Here is a 19,003-nt window from a genome sequence, read left to right as displayed (position 1 = left end):
TTGCGATTACAACACAAGAATTGCGCGGGTGTTTTAAAAACAACACCTCCATAAATAGCGCTCTATAAAAATAATATAAAACAATAATTTAAAATATTTTTTAAGGCCATTAATTTGGCATGAATCTCGCAATAAAACGGAATCTTAAATTTTTACTATCTTTTATGTTTAAAAATTATCCATTACTACGAAGTTTGGCTTTATATCGTTTTATGCCATTTCGTTTCTTATTGACGGCAACCTTATTTGTTATTGCGAATATAGGGTTAGCACTTCAACAGTATTCAATCGGACATGCGATTGATACCTTAAAACATAGTGAACGAGAAACCTTATTTCAGCATGCTATCACTGATCCTTTAAATCCTTGGTTTTGGTTCATTCTACTTACGAGTATTGCCACTATCAGAGCTGTTATTCAGTATTTGGCAGGGTTAAGTGCTTTAACCATTGGCCAGCAACTGCTAAGTATTTTAAGAGAAAGAATCTTTAGTCAAGTACAGCATTTAGATGTTTCATGGCACTGGAAACATGGTCTAGGAGAAGTATTATCTCGTACAACACGTGATTCAGATAAATTAAAAGAAGCGCTCATCAATTTTTGGCGTCAAGTGTTTGAGTCAAGCTTAGTTGTTACCGTAACTGTTGGGCTCTTGTGTTGGTATCATCCTTGGCTCGGCCTAGTTCCTTTATTATTTATTTTTTTAGGGCTTTGGGTTTTATTTAAACTGACCAATCAATTGGTGGTTCTGGACCATCAAGTTGCATCTGCATATGAAAAAGTCAGCGATACATTGGCAGAAAGCGTGAATGGAATTCGGGTAGTCAAAGCTTTTCAGCTCGAAGAGAAACTTTTACAACGTTTTAACCATGCTGTAGATCTATTTATTCATCATTCTATTCAGACCATCAAGACAAGTGCGAAACGGTTGCCTATTCCGCAAGTGATTATTGCTGGTTCTTACTTATGGGTTATTGCTTTTGGTGCTTATTTAATTGGTCAAAATCAGTTGCAAGTAGGGCAATTTGTAGCTGCCATTCTCATGGCAAATTTATTGGTGTTTCGCATTGAAAGCATTGGTCAGGTCTTACATATTTTCGCTGATGCGCGTTCGTCTGCGACAAGAATCTGGCAAATGTTAGATGAGAAGTCCGCAATTGAAGATCAACAATATCCTCTAACGTTGCAATCGCGTGATGAGTTAAGCATTAAATTAGAAAATGTCAGCTTTCAGGATAAAACAACAAAAAATTATATTTTAAAGCAATGCAGTGTTGAATTTCGAGCAGGTGAAGTCGTTACTGTTGTCGGTAAGACAGGCTCAGGTAAAACGACTTTGATGAATTTACTCAATCGTTTTATTGACCCAACAGAAGGGCAAGTTTTGATTGGTTCTGAGCAAATGGGATGGACGAATATTAAAGATTTGAGCCTATTTGAATTACGACATTTGGTTCAGATCATTCCTCAAGAAAATTTCTTTTTCAGTGGCACACTGGCAGATAACTTAAGAGTTGCTAAACAAGATGCAACGGAGCAAGAGATGAAAGAGGCTTTACATTTAGCTTCTGCATCTGAACTATTACAAAGACTTGATCATGGTTTAGACACGTTGATTGGGGACAAGGGCGTTACTTTGTCTGGAGGACAAAAACAACGACTTGCCTTAGCCCGTTCTATTTTAAAAAATTCGCCAATTTTAGCGTTAGATGATTCTACCAGTGCCTTAGATGCGACTACAGAAAAACAAGTTTTACAGCGTCTATCAGCGCTGTCTGATGATGGAAATCATTTTAAGAAAACAATCATTATTAACTCTAATAAACAAACCACGATTGCTTTATCTGATCGCGTTATTGTGCTTGATCAGGGTCATATTATTGCCCAAGGCACACATGCTGAATTGGTTCAAGATTGTTTGTTTTATCGAGAGTTGATGGGTTTTCAGTTAGAGCAGCAGGAGATTGATGCATGAATACCAGTGTTAAAAATTTCCGCCCATTTACAAAATCAGCTGATCTACAAATTGAAGAAAATTTGGCAAATACCTCAATTCATAGAGGCATGCTAAAAAAACTTATTCCTTTAGTTTATCCCATCCGTTACTTGCTCCTAGCTCTAATTGCAGTAGAAATTTTACAAGTGATGAGCGTTTTTGTTCGGCCTTGGGTGGTGAAATATATTTTAGATTCGGGCTTTCAACAAATTGCTGGAAAAATAGTATTGAATCAGCCTGTTTTATTCATTGCGATTAGCATTTTAACTTTGAGTTGGATTTGTCGTTTTGCTTTAGCGGGTGTGTCAAAATATCTTTCAGGCCGAGCAGCTTTGAAAGTAATTAATGGTTTAAGACGTTCGTTATTTCAGCATATCCAGAGTTTAAATATTGGTTATTTTGATCGCACCAAGGCTGGCAGGATTATTTCACGGGCCGATCGTGATGTCGAAACACTAGAGCCTGTTTTAATACAAGGGCCACCAGAGTTACTTTCGGCAATTTTGCGTTGTGGATTAGCTTCAGTACTGCTTTGGCATATCTATCCACCTTTCTTTTGGTGCTTATTTGCGACACTACCCATTTTATTTGGAATGACTGCTATTTTTAAAAAGTCATCACAAAAACATTGGGGACGAGTTGCGGAGGAACGCAGTCGATTTACTGCTCATTTGGTTGAAACAGTAAATGGAGCAAAAATCATTCAGCAGTTAAATTACACTGAAACCAATCAATCTCGTTATCAAGAATTATTAAAAGACTTTAATAACTCTATTATTTATGGCAGCAAGCGGACCAGTTGGTTTGCTCCCTTTACAGGTTTGCTTTCGACTCTAGCTACTGCCGGATTCATTGTGATTGGTAGTTATGCTTATAGTGACGGCATGATTAGTATAGGACAATTTGCAGAAAGTATTTTCTATGTGTTTTTATTCTTAGCGCCGTTGCAGGAACTGACTGATCTATTTGAACGTTATGCCAATGGGGCAGCATGTGCGCAGCGAATATTTCTACTTTTAGACACTCAATCTACGATTCAAGAACAACCGAATGCTGTGAAGCTTGAACATTTAAATGGTCATATTCGTTTTCAGTCGGTAGATTTTGCCTATACCCACAAACCTGTTTTACAAAACTTTAATTTAGACATTGAAGCTGGAAAAATAATTGCGATTGTAGGGCCAACAGGACATGGCAAAAGCACCATGGTTCAGTTGCTAACGCGATTTTATGAACCTCAGCAAGGTGGAATTTTTCTAGACCGTTATCCAATACAAAATATTCATCTTGCAAGTTTAAGACAGCATGTGAGTATCGTTTTACAAGATAATGTTTTATTTAGTGGATCTATTTTAGATAACTTACGTCTAGTTCAACCTGATGCTACAGACCAGAAACTTATCCAGGTTATTGAAGACTTGGGAGCGGATGAGATATTTCAACAACTGCCGCAAGGCTATTTCACCGAAGTGGGAGCGCTTGGTAAAAATCTTAGTCATGGACAAAGGCAACTTGTTTGTTTAGTTCGAGCTTATTTGGCAAACCCTAAAATATTAATTCTAGATGAAGCTACCTCTGCAATCGATATTTATACCGAGCAAAAAATACAATATGCGCTCAGACGCTTATGCCAAAATAGAACATGTATTGTCATTGCACATCGGCTAAGTACTATTCGTGAAGCCGACAAAATTGTTGTAATTGAAAATGGCCATGTCGTAGAAGAAGGTTCGCATGAGCAGTTAATACAGCAGCAGTCAGCTTACTTTCAGTTATATCAGTCATATTTACAAAACCAACTTGTTTAAACGATTTGCAAATTTAACAACTGTAGTTTTATAAACATTTTTTTGAATCATTGTTTAAATTTAAACAATGATTCTTTTATTTAATCTTCTTAATACATTGATAATAAATAATAAAATATTTGGCATCGGCTTTGCTATATCGGTCTAGATCGTTAAGGAAGCCAATATGCGTACATATTTTTCTCAATTCATTCTTCACTCCTCAATTTTTGCACTGAGTACACTCACTGCCTCAATTACTTTGGCAAATGATCAAAAGAATTTGCCAGAGAAAGAGGATGCTATCACATTACAATCTGTGGTCGTCACAGGCTCTAGACGAGCAATTACTAGCTCTCTTGATGCACCTGCACCTGTTGATATTTTAACTGCCAAAGAGTTACAAGAGACTGGTGCAACTGATCTTGCAGCAGCATTAACACGGCTGTCTCCTTCAGTGACTTTACCGAGTTCTCCTGCAGGTGGGTTTGGGGCATCGGTTCCGCCAAGTATTGCACTTAGAGGATTATCTGCTGATCAAACTCTAATTTTAATTAATGGAAAACGTCGACATACATCCGCTTATTTCACCCGCCAAGCCTATGCAGGTGGAAGAGGCGCAGCGGTAACTGATTTAAGTTTAATTCCAGTGAGCGCGATTGAGCGTATAGAAATCTTGCGGGATGGTGCTGCGGCACAATATGGGTCAGATGCAATTGCCGGTGTCGTTAATATTATTTTGAAATCACGAGATCATGGAGGTGGCGTAAGCTATCAAACGGGTGGCTATACTCAAGGAGATGGTGAACAACATAAAGTTAATCTTTGGAAAGGTTTTGCGCTCCCTAATGATGGTGCGTTGACGGTTGCATTAGATTTAGGCAAACGTGAAGCTGCAAGTAACACGGCACCGGATACGCGAACTTTTTATGATGGTTCAACCAAGGCTCAATATACAGAACAAAATACGCCCTATAGAACGTGGAAATTTGGCTCCCCCGAACAAAAAGATCAAATCAATGTGACTGCCAATCTAGATTTGCCTTTGACAGATGACGTTGCACTGTATGGTTTTAGTAGCTATGGACACCGTAAAACAATAGGGGAAAATTTTTATGAGCCTCCAACAACCAAAACAGTACTGAATCAATCTAGCTATTTTAAAGAACGTTATCCAGATGGACGCTCGCCATTGAGCTTGGTCACTGTAGATGATTTTGCAACCACAGTTGGAGTTAAAAAGGGAGAGCAAGCGTCAGGTAAATATGATCTTTATGCGACCTATGGGCAAAATAAAGTGAGTACCGAACAAGGTAACGGTATTAACCCAAGTTACGGCTCAAATTCTCCTTCAAACTATGACTTGGGTGAAAATATCTTTGCACAATTAAATACAGGGCTAGACTATAGCCGTGATATTGCAATTGACTGGTTAGCAAGTCCACTCACGTTGTCTACAGGGGTTTTATATCGTTGGGAGCAATATAAGCAAAATGCAGGTGATCCAATTGCCTATACCCGCGGCCCATATTTCAATCCAAGCACAACTTTAGGCGTTGGTGTTCCGGGAATATATGCAGGAATTACAGACCAGGATGAACGAAAAATCAGTCGTGATGTCTATGGTATCTATCTAGATTTAGAAGCAGATATTATTAAAGACTTGAATGTCGGAGCAGCAGTCCGGAGTGAAAAATATTCAGACTTTGGTTCGACCACAAATGGAAAAATATTTGCTAAATATGATGTATCACCTAAATTTACGGTACGTGGTTCAGTCAATACAGGCTATAGAGCGCCGTCATTGGCACAGCAGGGCTATTCGGCTTATAGCGTACAAACTGTGCAGACCCCTTCAGGTTGGCAAGATGTTCAACAAAGAACTTTAGTTGCAGGAAGTGAGGCGGCTTTACTCATTGGTGGAACTTCTCTTAAACCAGAGAAATCGACGAATTATTCTTTAGGTTTTGTTTGGAAGCCACTTGTTAATACATCGGCAACTTTAGACCTTTATCAAATCGATATTAAAAATCGTATTTTGCTTTCAGACAATATTACTGGAAGTGTAATTACCAATGCTTTTGCCAATACACCGTATTCAAATATTGCCAATGTGGCGTTCTTTAATAATTTATTAGATACACGTACTCAAGGCTTAGAGCTCGCACTTAAACATGATTTAAACCTTGAACAATATGGCAAGTTAAATCTGAACCTAGGTCTGGCATATAACAAAAATGAAATTACCGAAACTCGAGATTCTATTACCGCAAAAGGTGAGCGAATTCCTGTTTCAAGTATTGCAGGACGAAATACACAAAGCCTCATTGAGTCTGCTGCACCGAAAACAAAGCTAACGCTTGGCGCACTTTGGTCAAATCAAGCATGGAGCGTGAATACGGCTGTCCGTCGCTACGATAAATGGACCACTTTAAATAATACCAATACTGCACTAGACCAAACCTTTGACCCTCAATGGATTGCAGATTTGGATATTGGCTACAAAGCGGATGCATTCGTGAAAGGCCTGAAATTTAATTTAGGGGCGATCAACTTATTTAATAGCCATCCTGATCAAGCCAAAGATTCCTCGGTTGGCAACATTGTCAAATATAGTTTTAATGCGCCTGAAGGAGCATTTGGAACGTATTTATATGGCCGCGTAAGTTACGAATTTTAAATCAAAAATGATGAGACAGTTTTTAAGGTAAATAACAATGCAACATACTTTTTTATCAACTTTATGCAAGTTTTCTTTAATTACAACGATGTTAACTTCAAGTTGTTTGGCGACCGCTCAAAAAGCTTCAGCGCCTGAAGATAAATATGGAGATGGCCGAGTTTCCGAGTTTTATACATGGAAATCGGCTATTCCTGAACAGGCAGGAAAATTATTAAAAACAGAAGCGATTCATAATCCTTATATTCGTTTAGCAAATGACAGTCAGGCTATTCGGATTCTCTACAGTTCTACGAGCGGTAAAGATAGTAAAACACCTATTGTGGTTTCAGGAAGTATTCACTTACCAAAAGGAACTCCACCGAAAGAAGGTTGGCCAGTGGTGTTATGGGCACATGGTACTGTAGGTTTGGCCGATGCTTGTGCGCCGTCTTGGAGTGGACGATCATACCGAGATGTACAATATCTAAATCGTTGGCTTAAAGAAGGATTTGCTATCGTTGCCACAGATTACGAAGGGTTAGGTGTTGCAGGACCACACTTGTTAATTAATAATCCAATGCTGGCTTATAGTATTTTAGATAGTGGTAGAGCTGCTTTAAAAACCAAATTGCCACTTGCCAATAAGTTTGTGATTGTTGGCCAATCACAAGGAGGCGCTGGAGCTGTTGCGGCTTCTTCCTACTCGGCAACGTATGCACCTGACTTAAATATTAAAGGTTCAATTGGTACAGGCGTGATTTATCAAGATCCTGAAGCGACGCCTGAAAAAAATCAGTTAAAGTTAAATCCTTACGAAGTCAGCCCATCACTCGCTTATGGCATCTATAGTTTTTTAGTGACACAAAGTTTATATCCAGAAATTAAAACAGAAGATATTTTCACTCCTGAAGCTGCTCCTTTAGTTGAACAAGCAAGAAATGCCTGCTTAACAAGTTTTATGGGAGATATTCAAACCGCAGGGCTTTCGCCAGCACAAGCATATAAACCTAATCCGCCAGCAAGCTATAAAAAGCTGCAAGAGAAACAGTCAAATGATTATGGTTATTACCCTACATTAAAAATCAATCATCCATTATTTATTGGGACAGGGGCAAATGACCGAACTCCAGATGCTCGTTCTCAAATGAAGCTAGTGGCAGATGCTTGTAAAGCAGGTACAGTAGTCGAAGGTCATTTGTATCATGGCTTAGGACATAGCGAAACTGTGAATGCCTCCTTAAAAGATTCAATTCCGTTTGCTAAAAAGGTGATTGCGGGAGAGAAAATTCAGGCTATTTGTAAACCTGACTTGCAATAAAAGATGGACTAAAGATTTTCTCACTGAAGAAAATCTTTATTAAAAAAAGCCGCTCTTCAAAGATATTGAATAAGCGGCTTTTTACTTTAAATGTTTAAGCGATTTGTTTTAATCTTTTGGCTGCCTCTTCACGTACAGCGGGGATAATATAACGACCATAATCGACCGTATCATAGATCGGATCGTAGCCCCGATTTAAGAAAGTCGTTACCCCTAAATCTACATAATCAAGTAATGAGGCAATAATGGTGTCTGGCGTGCCAACTAGGGCAGTCGTATCGCCATACGCCCCTACAGCAGTTGCGGTTGGCATCCATAATGCGCGGTCATGTCGATCACCTTGCTGGGCTACTGCTAATAAGCGCTGTGAACCGATGCCTTTGATTTTATGTCCCGATAATGTGCCATTATTTTGAAAAGTCGGATTATTTTGAATATCTGCAAGAATCTGTTCTGCTCGTTGCCAAGCAAGTTCTTCAGTTGCACCAATAATAAGACGTACAGATAAGCTAACAGGAGGCTGCGGTTTATTGGCTTTTTCTGCTGCGAGCTTCAATTTAGTAATTTGCTCTTTTACTCCAGCCAGTGGTTCACCCCATAGTGAATAGAGATCTGCATGGCGGACTGCAATATCATAAGCAATGTCTGATGAACCACCGAATGAAATCGGGATTGTACCGTTGACTGGCTTTAACGGGCAAAAAGCATTATCTAACTTAAAGTATTTACCTTCATAGCTAATCGGTTGATCGCTTTTCCAAAGTTTCTGGATGATATCTAGATATTCACCCGTCCGTTCATAGCGCTGAACTTTATCAACAATATAATCGCCTTCTTGAGGCTCAGCTGTAATTCCCGTAATTGCATGTAAACGGATTCTTCCACCACCTGTAGTATGGTCAAGCGTAGCAAAAGAACGCGCAGCTAGATTTGGAGTGAGGAGTGCAGGACGATGGGCAATCATAAATCCAAGACGTTCTGTATGTTGGGCAAGGTATGCCGCGATTTGTGCACTGTCTGGGCTGGTTGGTCCGCTAGCAATTAAGACTTTATCAAAACCCGCATATTCATGTGCACGTGCATGGTAACGTAGATATTCGAGGTCAATTTTATGGCCAATTCGCGTTCCTTTGGTTTCAGACCATTGGTTAGGGAAAACCATACCTACAAATTCGATGCTCATTATTAAACCTATTTTATGGATTTTAAATGAATGAGCAAAATAAATGCCAAGGTTTATACCTATATAAATCAAATATAGAAATGGATTATAATTTTTTAGAGTGTTTGGATTTAATCAAAAAGACAACATTGTGTTTGAGAAGCAACATATCATAAAAAAAGAATTGTGTTGATTTTTAATTTATAAGAGAGAATATTCTTATAATAAAATAGGTGAATTTTGGATTAAATATCTTTATTTATTATTTATTAAAAAACACCCTGAAATGTAATATAGCCTTTTAGAATGCTTATATCATAAGTTTTATGGGGCAATTATGAAGACCTTTTTAGATAATGATTATAAAGTAATTACTTTGCCTGATAATGGTGTTCCTGTAAAACCAATAAGAGCAAAAGCAATTATCTTTTCAGATCAAAACTCCCGTAAATTATTAAATCAAGTGGAAACGATTGCTCCAAGCTCTGCCAGCGTCATCATTCAAGGTGAATCTGGAACAGGCAAAGAGTTAATTGCACGTGAAATTCATTTGAAAAGTGATCGTAAAAATAAGCCTTTTCTTGCAGTCAATTGTGGTGCTTTAGTCGAGACACTTGCTGAGTCTGAACTGTTTGGTTATGAAGCTGGGGCTTTTACGGGTGCAAACAAAACTCGAGCTGGTATTTTTGAAACAGCCGATGGTGGTACTTTATTTTTAGATGAAGTAGGTGAGTTACCACTATCTTTACAAGTTAAGCTGTTAAGGGTATTGCAAGAAAAAGAAGTCGTACGCGTGGGTGGTCGAAAACCAATCCCAATTAATGTCCGTATTTTGTCGGGAACACATGTCGATTTACGTAAAGCTGTAGCAGAAAACAAGTTTCGTTTAGATTTATATTATCGCTTGAACGTGGTTGTGCTTAATATTTTGCCACTGCGTGAACGTAAAGGAGATATTTTACCTTTGGTTGATTTCTTCTTAAGTTCATACTCTCAGAAGCTCATTACCACTAAACCCAATATCAGCGATAAAGCAAGAAATGCGCTGCTGAACTATAGTTGGCCAGGCAACATTCGTGAGCTAGAAAACAATATCCATTATGCTTTGCTCGTGAGTGGCGGTCAAACAATTGATCTTGAGCACTTAAGATTTTCTGAGGAACCGGGTTCCGCCGTGTTACCAGACAATGATCTGATTCAAGAGTTTGAGAATATCTTAAAGCGTTTATTTCAGGAGTATGATGGGGAAGTTTGGCATATTATTGAAGATAAAATTGTAAATACTGCATTTTCAAGTTGCTGGAATAATCAGGTCAAGACTGCAAAAATGTTAGGTCTATCTCGTAATGTTTTGCGTAATCTTCTATCAAGATATAACTTACTACCTAATAAGAATGAAAATGAAATCGCTTAATGATTTTACATAGAAAAAACATCCATTTTTTAATGGATGTTTTTTTGCGTTGTGAATTTTGTGACCCATAAACCCAATTCAAAAAGCAGCCACATTGGGACTGCAAGAGCAAGCATGCTAAAAACATCAGGAGGGGTAATAAACATTGCAATAAAAAAGAAAAATACAATGATGTGCTTACGATGTGCTTCTAGCTGTTGGATAGAAATAAGACCAATAAAAATAAGAATATAAGTTAAAACTGGAATTTGAAATGCCAGACCAAAGGCCAGAAAAAGCTTTAGACAAAAATCCAGATAGCTATTGATATCCGTCATGGGTAACACATTATCGGGTGATGCCAATACGAAGAACTTTAAAGCAAGTGGCAAAATTAAAGTATAGGCAAACACAATTCCTAAATAAAATAAAAGGTTACTCGAAAGCACGAGTGCTATACCGAACCTTTTTTCTTTTTGATAAAGAGCTGGAGCAACAAATTGCCAAAATTGATAAAGAATAAAGGGAATGCTTAATAAAATCGCAAAATAAATATTGAGTTTAAAGGGCGCTAAAAATGTACTCATGACATCTGTTGCAATCATGGTGGAATTGCTAGGAAGTAATGAAATTAAAGGATGAGCAAGAAAATGGTAGTTCTTCTGAGCAAGCGGAAGTAATAATAAAAAAATCGCTAAAACAATACCAATGCTATAGATCAGCCGTTTTCTTAATTCTTTTAAATGTTCGCTATATTTCATTTCAGTGAGGCTTTCACTGACAATATGTTCCATCATGCGGCTTGTTCCTCACTGAATTTATTGGCTATTTTAAAATGAGCTAAAAATGGTGTCTTTAACTCATCTTGTGAAAGGGTATAGATATAGTCATTGATGCGCCGTGGTTTGGCTTTTTGTTCTGTAAAAACAGATGTTTGTACATTTTCAATTTCTTGTTGCATAAGAGCGAGTTGTTGTTTGAGCTGCTCTTCATTTTGTTTTATTTTTTGCAGCTCTTCTTGCATGACTCTCTTAAGTTCGATCAGGTCAAGTTCGTTTTCAATATCATTTTGAATTTTACTAATTTGGTTTTTAACTGCTCTGTATTTGAGGAGAACTGATCTTAACGTGTGAGGAAGTTTTTCAGGTCCTAAAATAATAAGCGCAATAATTGCAAAAGCTAATAACTCTCCAAAGCTGATATTAAACATAATACTAAATCACTCATATTTTATTTTGTTTTTCATTATGTGATTCGAGTGGACTGATATCTTTGTATTGCTGGTTTTGCAATAATTTTTGATCATCAGAATTAACCGAGTCTTTGAAGTCTTTAATTGCACCACCTAAATCCTTACCTAGATTTTTTAACTTTGAAGTTCCAAATAACAAAACAACAATCACTGCAAATAGCAAAATATGCCAAATAGATAAACCCATTTTCTCTATCCTATATTAATTAAATGTAAAGAGTATTAATATCACGATATTATCTGTTTTCTAAATCACATTAATATCGATCAATATTCAAATTAATTATGCTGTGTGATCTAGCATATTAAGTGCCTGATTACGGAAACCAAATAAAAGTTCACTTTCTTTATGACGAGGATGTGTCAGCGGAACGTGAATAATTTCTTTAATTTTTCCTGGCCGGGCTGACATCACAATGACACGGTCTCCGAGATAGACAGCTTCTTCAATATCATGAGTGACTAAAATCATAGTGATTTTTTCGTGTTGCCAGATACGCTGAAGTTCAGCTTGTAAGTGACTCCGTGTAATGGCATCTAAAGCGCCAAAAGGCTCATCCAAAAGTAAAATATCGGGTTTATTGACGAGTCCACGGGCAATTGCAACACGTTGTGCCATGCCACCAGAAAGCTCATGTGGATACGCCTTTTCAAAACCCTTCAGCCCGACAATTTCTATATGCTCATTTACCCGTAAATTTCGCTCTTCACGAGTGAGTAGAGTCTCTTCAAGTGCTAAATGGATATTTTCAAAAACAGTAAGCCATGGAAGTAATCGGTGTTCTTGAAAGATAAGACCTCGTTTTAAATCTGTGCCTTTGATCTGAGTTTGATTCAGTAGAATTTCACCGTCATAGTCTTGATCTAATCCAGCAATAAGACGTAATAGTGTTGATTTTCCACAGCCACTACTACCAACAATCGAGATAAATTCGCCTTGCTCAATGTTGAGATTAATACCATCTAAAACGGTCAAAGTATTTTGATCACGTTGAAAAGATTTATTGAGTTTTTTAATAGAAAGTAGTGAGAACGACATATAAATTCCTAACAATATTTTTTAAAAAGACAAATTAGGTACGCCATTGCAGCAGGCGTTTTGAAATAAGATGAATACCTGCTGTCATAAAGGCCCCACAAAGGGTAACCGTAATAGCGCAAACCAACAGAATATCCATTTCGGCATTAATCTCAGCTTTCATCATTAAGTTGCCTAGTCCTGCACCTGCATTGAATAGCAATTCACTTGCTGTAGTGGTGATCCAAGTAAAGGGCACGGCTAAATTTAGACCAGTTAAAATATGGGGTAGGGCTTGGGGAAGGCGTATTTTTTTAAATTTGCGCCAGAATGAAAATTGATAAATACGTGCGATTTCATCGTATTTTGCATCGTTGTGGCTAAGGCCCTGAAATGTATTAATGACTAATGGAAAAAATGAGGCAAGCGCGATAATAAAGATTTTTGCTTCTTCTCCATTACCAAACCATAAGGCAATTAAAGGTGTTAAACCCAGTAAGGGAACTTGTCGAATACTGTTAAATAGTGGAGAAACTAAAGCATTTAAAACTTTTGAATAGGCAAGCAAAGTACCTAAAATTAATCCACTTATCGAACCTAAGATAAATCCAATTCCAGCTTTTTTAAGACTTCCCCACGTGTTTAGCCACAATTCACCTGTTTCAAGCAATTTAATAAATGCGAAATAAATGTTTTGCAAAGGAACAAATGCATAGGCATGACTGGCGCCTAAGCTTGAGTTGTATTGCCATAAGCCTAATAACAATAATGGTAGTACTAAGCCTTGTATTAAAATAATTGGCCGTTGCCATGCCTGTTTTAAAGTAAAAGAACGCTGAGACATTATTTTTCCCCCGAACTAAGCGCAGGTGAGATAAAACGTTGTTCCACTAAACGTAAAACTTTATCTAAAATAAACCCGACCACGCCTGTGATAAACACACCAACCATCACAACATCTAAGCGCAACATTTGACGTCCTAGTTCCATCATTTGCCCAATACCCGTTCCAGCTGCCAGTAGTTCAACAGCAACTAAAATCAGCCATGCACGACCAAGTACAATGCGTAGTCCACCAATTAAAGGTGGGAGTATTGATGGAAGAATAATAAGCCTGAGCCAAGCTCGTGTTTTAAGCTGGTAGATTTGTCCTAGTTCAATATATTTTTTGGGAATATTTTTGACTGCATCGGCTGTTGCTAATGCAATTGGAAAAAAGCAGGCTTTGATAATCAGTAAAATTTTAAATAATTCACCAATCCCAAAAACTAAAATAAAAATAGGAATAAGGACAAAGATTGGAATTTGGTAAAAAACGTTAAATAAAATATAGGTGTAGTTGCGAAAGAGAGTATTTGCTCCATAGGCAATACCAAAAGCAATTGCACTGATTGCTGCAATAGAAAATCCCAAAAACAAACGTGAAAGACTATCTTTGAGATGCATTTGAAGCTCACCGCTTTGTAACAACGCAATGAAAGTATTCCAGACAGTTTTAGGCGGCACCAAAATTTGGGTTGGAAAAATCTGTAAAGAACTAATCAAATGCCAAATGAGTAATACTAATAAGGGTGAAATCACAGAGAGCAGCCCATACACCTTTTTAGAAGAAAATTTCTTACGGAGTGGGGTTTTAAATAAAACGTTATTTTGCTCAATAAGTGGCTTTACTAGTATTTTCATTGTCTAGTTTCCCTGCTTATTTGAGGCATGATTTGCCTGTAAATTTTGAATCGCTTGATGGGTAAACTTCGGATTTAAGAGTTCATCTGCTTTGATTGGTGTTTGAATAAGCTGATTTTTCACAGCGTGATCAATGACTTTTGAATAATGCTGTTTCAGAAAGTTGACTTGATAGTCTGGAGACCAGTCTTGTTGCCATGTGCTTGCCGTATTCTGGCTTTCACGTTGAATCACACTAAGAGGTTGGCCAAACTTAGTTTGACTTTGCTGAAACTCATCTTGATGGTACGCAATCCAATCCATTGCACGTACTGTCGCATCAGCAAGTAATTGTGTGGTATCTGGATGTTGCTCAATATAACTTTTGCTACCCCAAAGTTCGGCACGCATTTTCCAATCTGCGGGCAAAGATTGTGATGACCAAATAATTTTACCCAAATGGCGATCTTGCAAAGTAAGCGCATCACTTAAGGTAAAAAAGGCATCTACACTTTTAGCAGATAAAGCAGCGGCCCCAGCTTGCGGGTTTAAATTCACAATTTGAAAGTCTTTTAAGCTTAATCCTTTACTTTGTATGAGTTGCCCAAAGTTAATTTCCCACGGACGTCCACGATGTAGGGCAATTTTTTTACCTTTTAATTCTTCAATAGATTTAATAGGTGAATTTTCTGGAACAATAAGGTAGACGTTATTACCGATACCTCCAGGTACAACAATTTGCGTTTTAACGCCTGTTGCATTGAGCACTACAGCGGGAAGGTTTCCATAAAAAGCAAAATCAATTTTATTATTTATAAAACTTTCATTAACCAAAGTCGCTACAGCAGCAGTGGTCACAGGTTCCCATTTTAATTCAATGTGATTTTGCTTTAATGCTTTTAGAAAAATTTGATCTTGTGAAATAAGTTGTGGCACACCAATGAAGTCCAAACTACCCGAAGTGCCATTGGCAACGACAGCAATTCGGAGTTGTTGCTGTTCAGACTGTTTTGGGGGGGTCTCTTCTGTTTTTTGTGCGCCACAAGCAACAAGACCCAAAAAACTAAAACCTAAAAGTAGACGTGGAAAAATACGCATATCATCATAAGAATTAAAAAATATAGGGGTATTGAGCAAAAACCACGCCAACAAAATTATATTAAATAAATCAACAAATTATATTTTTTTGGAATTATTATTGAGGTTAAATGCCGCCGTTGTGTTGTGATTGGGACACTCTTTAGCGTTTAAGTGTTGAAATATCAACACAGCCTTTAAACTCGATTTTTTAATATTTATATAAAACAGTAGCATAGCTAAAAATTAATTTAAAAAAATAACGGCATGATTCCTGCTCATAAGACTTTTAACGAATTAAATATCGTCAAATCTTTAAATTATCGAGATTCATTATGTCAGTTGAGTTTTTATGGAGAATCCCTGTTCATGGGGATGGTCGTCGAGCACATCAATTACACACACGCGGTGAATGGAATCAATTAACTCCAGCAGTTCAATCTCCACAACGTGTTGCACCGCAACATGAAGATCAGTTATTTGCTTACTATGACTATGTCGAGCAAGTCGCGAAAGCAGCCGATATTGTTGGTTTTCATGGCGCACTCATTCCTGCTTTTCCGCATACTGAAGAACCATGGGTGTTAGCGTCTGCATTGGCAAGAGAGACAAAAAGACTTCGTTTGCTCATCGCAATTCAGCCTTGGTTTATTCATCCTGCTTATGCAAGCCAAATGGCTGCAAGTTTGCAGCGTTTAAGTCAGGGGCGAGTAGAGTGGAATGTGATTTCAGGTGGAGGTGGTGCACAACAACGTGCGTATGGAGACTTTATTGAACATGATCAACGCTATGCACGGACCAATGAATTTTTAGAATTTGTGAAAGGTTATTCGCACCATGCACCTTTCAATTACGATGGAAAGTTTTTCCATGTTGAACAAGGTGGCCTGAAATACCCAATGAATCAATATGAAGTTCCACGCTTATGGTTAGCAGGTGCAAGCGATGCGGCTTTACAAGTGGCAGGACGTCATGCAGATATTCATTTAACCTGGGGCGAACCTGTTGAACAACAGAAGAAAGTGATCGAACAGGCTCAAAATTTCTTTGAGCAGAATTCGCCAGAAAGAAAAGTTAAATTTGGCATGCGTATTGATATTTTAGCGCGACCAACCCAAGAACAAGCCTTCCAAGAGCTTAAACAAATGTATGAAACCATTACTGTCGATAGCAATGCTTTTGAACGAAAAGACACTGAATCTGTAGGAGCAAAGCGCCAGCAAGCCTTAGCACAAGGCAACCGTTTTGAAGACCTATTTGTGAGTCCGAATGTGTGGGCGGGAATGTCAAATGTACGAGGTGGCCCAAACTGTATTTTAGTCGGGAGCTATGAGCAAGTCGCAGAACGTTTGCAAGAATATATTGATATTGGGGTGGGACATTTTATTTTAGCAAGTAACCCGCATTTAGAAGAATCATATCGCGTGGCTGAAGAAGTCTTACCCTTAGTAGGATATAAATTAAAATAATAAACTTAGATCCCTTTGCGATATCAAAGGGATCTTGTTGTTTGAACAGCATAACACTGTCTGAAAACCAACATCTTTTGTATCAATCATTTGAAAAATACAAATTAAATTAATAAAAAATAATAACTTAAAGTTTTGGCATGGCTTGTGCAATTTACGACTTAATCTTTTATTTTTAGTTTAAATTTTTATGCATGATCAAATCCTTAATCCCCATAAGCGGGCTTTGCTCTTTGAGCAATTTGCGACAGTTGCAGCCACAACTGAAATTGCAGATCCGTTTGCACAGCATGATCAAGACGTTATTCAACCTGCTCCAGTGAAGTTGAATAAAGTCTTAATCGCAATTATTGCGGTTGCTTCAGCACATCTTGGAATTTGGTATGTTGCAAAACAATTGCCGACACCAGCTTTAGATATTCATAAACCAGAACCTGTGGTGATTGAAATCGTAAAACCGGTTGAACCACCTAAAGTGATTGAACCCAAAATTCCACCCATTACTGAAAAACCAAAAGTTCCACCTGTGGTGGAAAAACCCAAGCCAATTCCTAAACAAGTTGAACAACCCAAACCTGTCCAAAAAAGTGTGGAGCAACCTAAGCCAGTTGCAAAAGCGGTGGCTGAACCAACTCCACAAAAAGTTGCAGAACCTGTGGTCACAAAAGAAGTAGTCACAGAACCGGTTAAAAAAGTTGCTGAGCCTGTAAAAGCGTCAGATGACAATTTACCTGTGACTGAAGCCAAAGGTTATGCCGGATATCTCAGCAACCCTGCACCTGAATACCCTGAACAAGCTTTAGAACGTGGTTGGGAAGGCTCAGTCATTTTACGGGTCAAAGTATTAGCAAATGGCAGCCCGGATACAGTCAGTGTCAAGCAAAGTAGTGGCAAAAAACTTCTAGACAGTGCTGCCGTAAGAACAGTAAAGCAATGGAAATTTTCACCTGCGCTAAAAGGGAAAACCCCTGTAGAAGGCTGGGTCGATGTTCCAATTCATTATCAATTACCGAAATAAAATTTAAATTAAGAGGATATTTTCATGTCAGATATTAATTCATTGATCCATGACGGCACCATCTGGTTATTAGTTGCTTTCTCAATTGTGACTTGGGTGTTGATTGTGGTTAAAGTGGTCCAGACGCAGCGAGCAACAAAACAAAGTAAGCTTTTTGTAGAAGAGTTTTGGAAGGCAAAAAACTTATCAGATGCAGTAACTAAGTCTGAACTTGGTGAAGGCCCAGCAGCTCGAGTAGCTAACACAGGTTTTCAGACTTTAATTGAAGCAGATGAAAAGACGCATCAAGACTTACAAAACAGTTGGAGCCGTCAGGACTTATTAGAGCGCCATTTAAGTAAGCAAGTTCTAACTGAGCGCCGTCAATTAGAAAAAGGTTCGGCTTTACTGGCTTCTATTGGAAATAACGCCCCATTCATTGGTCTGTTCGGTACAGTATTTGGGATTATCCATGCATTACAAGCGATTGCTCATTCAGGTAATGCAAGTATGGATGTCGTGGCTGGACCAATTGGAGAAGCGCTGGTTGCAACGGGTATTGGTATTGCAGTTGCTGTACCAGCGGTGCTTGCCTATAACTACTTTGTGCGTAAAGTAAAAACAATTGGCGCAGATCTTGATGATTTTGCAACGGATTTCGTGAGCCTGAATCAAAAAGCAGGATTCCAACTACCAACTGCAAAAAAGGGTACAACTGGTAATACGGCGCTTAAAGATACTTCTGCTAAAGAAGTGAAAGAGAAAGGAGTGTTTGCATAATGGCAATTTCTACCTCTCAAGAAGACGATGTCGTCAGTGAAATTAATATTACGCCGTTAGTTGATGTCATGTTGGTCTTACTCATCGTATTCATTGTGACAGCTCCTTTGTTAACAAATACGGTGAAAGTGAACTTACCAAAAGCGGCCCCAACTCAATCTACAGACCAAAACAAAGCTGTGGTGATTAGTGTAAATCCACAAGGTGAAATATTCCTTGATAAAGATAAGGTGACACTTGCGAACTTTGAACAAAAAATAAAGTCACGCAAAAGCAGTAACCCTAAATTAGCATTAAACTTAAATGCTGATGAGACTGTACCGTATGGAACAGTCGCAAAATTATTGGCAAGTATTGAACGTGTAGGGGTAGATAAACTTTCTGTGATTACAGTGCCTAAATAATTAGGCCTCCATAAAAAAAAGCTGC

Annotated in this window: 17 protein-coding genes; 9 read left to right on the top strand and 8 right to left on the bottom strand. The window is 38.1% G+C overall.

What is annotated here, in order from left to right:
* Nucleotides 1-164: 164 nt before the first annotated feature.
* The 4 genes from AOLE_RS09770 to AOLE_RS09755 all read left to right on the top strand — a co-directional run bounded on the left by AOLE_RS09770 (nucleotide 165) and on the right by AOLE_RS09755 (nucleotide 7,764).
* Nucleotides 165-1,976 (top strand): ABC transporter ATP-binding protein, encoded by a 1,812-nt coding sequence (locus AOLE_RS09770; protein ID WP_013197906.1) that lies wholly within the window; start codon nucleotides 165-167, stop codon nucleotides 1,974-1,976.
* Nucleotides 1,973-3,805: an ABC transporter ATP-binding protein gene (locus AOLE_RS09765; RefSeq protein WP_013197905.1), complete on the top strand. Its 1,833-nt coding sequence runs from the start codon at nucleotides 1,973-1,975 to the stop codon at nucleotides 3,803-3,805. The genes AOLE_RS09770 and AOLE_RS09765 overlap by 4 nt, the downstream gene beginning before the upstream one ends.
* A 166-nt stretch (nucleotides 3,806-3,971) precedes the next feature.
* Nucleotides 3,972-6,464: a TonB-dependent receptor plug domain-containing protein gene (locus AOLE_RS09760; RefSeq protein WP_013197904.1), complete on the top strand. Its 2,493-nt coding sequence runs from the start codon at nucleotides 3,972-3,974 to the stop codon at nucleotides 6,462-6,464.
* A 37-nt stretch (nucleotides 6,465-6,501) separates the two neighbouring features.
* Complete coding sequence (locus AOLE_RS09755) at nucleotides 6,502-7,764, top strand: lipase family protein (RefSeq protein WP_013197903.1); 1,263 nt, start codon at nucleotides 6,502-6,504, stop codon at nucleotides 7,762-7,764.
* A 94-nt stretch (nucleotides 7,765-7,858) separates the two neighbouring features.
* Here the strand turns inward: AOLE_RS09755 and AOLE_RS09750 are convergent, their stop codons facing one another.
* Nucleotides 7,859-8,947, bottom strand: a complete 1,089-nt coding sequence (locus AOLE_RS09750; RefSeq protein ID WP_013197902.1) for an LLM class flavin-dependent oxidoreductase — start codon at nucleotides 8,945-8,947, stop codon at nucleotides 7,859-7,861.
* 316 nt (nucleotides 8,948-9,263) lie between these two features.
* Here AOLE_RS09750 and AOLE_RS09745 point away from each other — a divergent pair, with 316 nt between their 5' ends.
* Nucleotides 9,264-10,340 (top strand): sigma-54 interaction domain-containing protein, encoded by a 1,077-nt coding sequence (locus AOLE_RS09745; RefSeq protein WP_013197901.1) that lies wholly within the window; start codon nucleotides 9,264-9,266, stop codon nucleotides 10,338-10,340.
* A 29-nt stretch (nucleotides 10,341-10,369) separates the two neighbouring features.
* Here the strand turns inward: AOLE_RS09745 and tatC are convergent, their stop codons facing one another.
* From tatC to AOLE_RS09710, 7 genes are all read right to left on the bottom strand, one after another.
* The gene (tatC, locus tag AOLE_RS09740) at nucleotides 10,370-11,116 is read right to left on the bottom strand and encodes a twin-arginine translocase subunit TatC (RefSeq protein WP_013197900.1); all 747 of its coding nucleotides are present in this window, start codon (nucleotides 11,114-11,116) and stop codon (nucleotides 10,370-10,372) included.
* Nucleotides 11,113-11,529 carry a Sec-independent protein translocase protein TatB gene (gene tatB, locus AOLE_RS09735; protein ID WP_013197899.1) on the bottom strand — a complete coding sequence of 139 codons (417 nt, stop codon included), beginning with the start codon at nucleotides 11,527-11,529 and terminating at the stop codon, nucleotides 11,113-11,115. Before tatB ends, tatC begins: the two co-directional genes overlap by 4 nt.
* Nucleotides 11,530-11,542: 13 nt before the next feature.
* Nucleotides 11,543-11,758: a Sec-independent protein translocase subunit TatA gene (locus tag AOLE_RS09730; protein WP_013197898.1), complete on the bottom strand. Its 216-nt coding sequence runs from the start codon at nucleotides 11,756-11,758 to the stop codon at nucleotides 11,543-11,545.
* 96 nt (nucleotides 11,759-11,854) lie between these two features.
* Nucleotides 11,855-12,625, bottom strand: a complete 771-nt coding sequence (locus AOLE_RS09725) for an ABC transporter ATP-binding protein (RefSeq protein ID WP_081399150.1) — start codon at nucleotides 12,623-12,625, stop codon at nucleotides 11,855-11,857.
* Between the two features lie 19 nt (nucleotides 12,626-12,644).
* The gene (locus tag AOLE_RS09720; RefSeq protein ID WP_013197896.1) at nucleotides 12,645-13,433 is read right to left on the bottom strand and encodes an ABC transporter permease; all 789 of its coding nucleotides are present in this window, start codon (nucleotides 13,431-13,433) and stop codon (nucleotides 12,645-12,647) included.
* Nucleotides 13,433-14,272 (bottom strand): ABC transporter permease, encoded by an 840-nt coding sequence (locus AOLE_RS09715; RefSeq protein WP_013197895.1) that lies wholly within the window; start codon nucleotides 14,270-14,272, stop codon nucleotides 13,433-13,435. Before AOLE_RS09715 ends, AOLE_RS09720 begins: the two co-directional genes overlap by 1 nt.
* A 3-nt stretch (nucleotides 14,273-14,275) precedes the next feature.
* Nucleotides 14,276-15,349, bottom strand: a complete 1,074-nt coding sequence (locus AOLE_RS09710; protein WP_013197894.1) for an ABC transporter substrate-binding protein — start codon at nucleotides 15,347-15,349, stop codon at nucleotides 14,276-14,278.
* A 314-nt stretch (nucleotides 15,350-15,663) separates the two neighbouring features.
* Between AOLE_RS09710 and AOLE_RS09705 the strand changes: the two genes are divergently transcribed.
* From AOLE_RS09705 to AOLE_RS09690, 4 genes are all read left to right on the top strand, one after another.
* Nucleotides 15,664-16,797 carry an LLM class flavin-dependent oxidoreductase gene (locus tag AOLE_RS09705; protein WP_013197893.1) on the top strand — a complete coding sequence of 378 codons (1,134 nt, stop codon included), beginning with the start codon at nucleotides 15,664-15,666 and terminating at the stop codon, nucleotides 16,795-16,797.
* A 190-nt stretch (nucleotides 16,798-16,987) separates the two neighbouring features.
* On the top strand, nucleotides 16,988-17,815 hold the full coding sequence (locus AOLE_RS09700; RefSeq protein WP_013197892.1) for an energy transducer TonB: 828 nt from the start codon (nucleotides 16,988-16,990) through the stop codon (nucleotides 17,813-17,815).
* Nucleotides 17,816-17,839: 24 nt separating this feature from the next.
* Nucleotides 17,840-18,574, top strand: coding sequence for a MotA/TolQ/ExbB proton channel family protein (locus tag AOLE_RS09695; protein WP_005040660.1), 735 nt, complete (start codon nucleotides 17,840-17,842; stop codon nucleotides 18,572-18,574).
* Entirely contained in the window at nucleotides 18,574-18,978 is a 405-nt protein-coding gene (locus AOLE_RS09690; protein ID WP_013197891.1) for an ExbD/TolR family protein, read from the top strand. The genes AOLE_RS09695 and AOLE_RS09690 overlap by 1 nt, the downstream gene beginning before the upstream one ends.
* Nucleotides 18,979-19,003: the final 25 nt, after the last annotated feature.

Source organism: Acinetobacter oleivorans DR1 (assembly GCF_000196795.1).
Lineage (GTDB): Bacteria > Pseudomonadota > Gammaproteobacteria > Pseudomonadales > Moraxellaceae > Acinetobacter > Acinetobacter oleivorans.
Note: the sequence above shows the minus strand (reverse complement) of the source record. Positions and strands in the feature narration are given on the sequence as shown.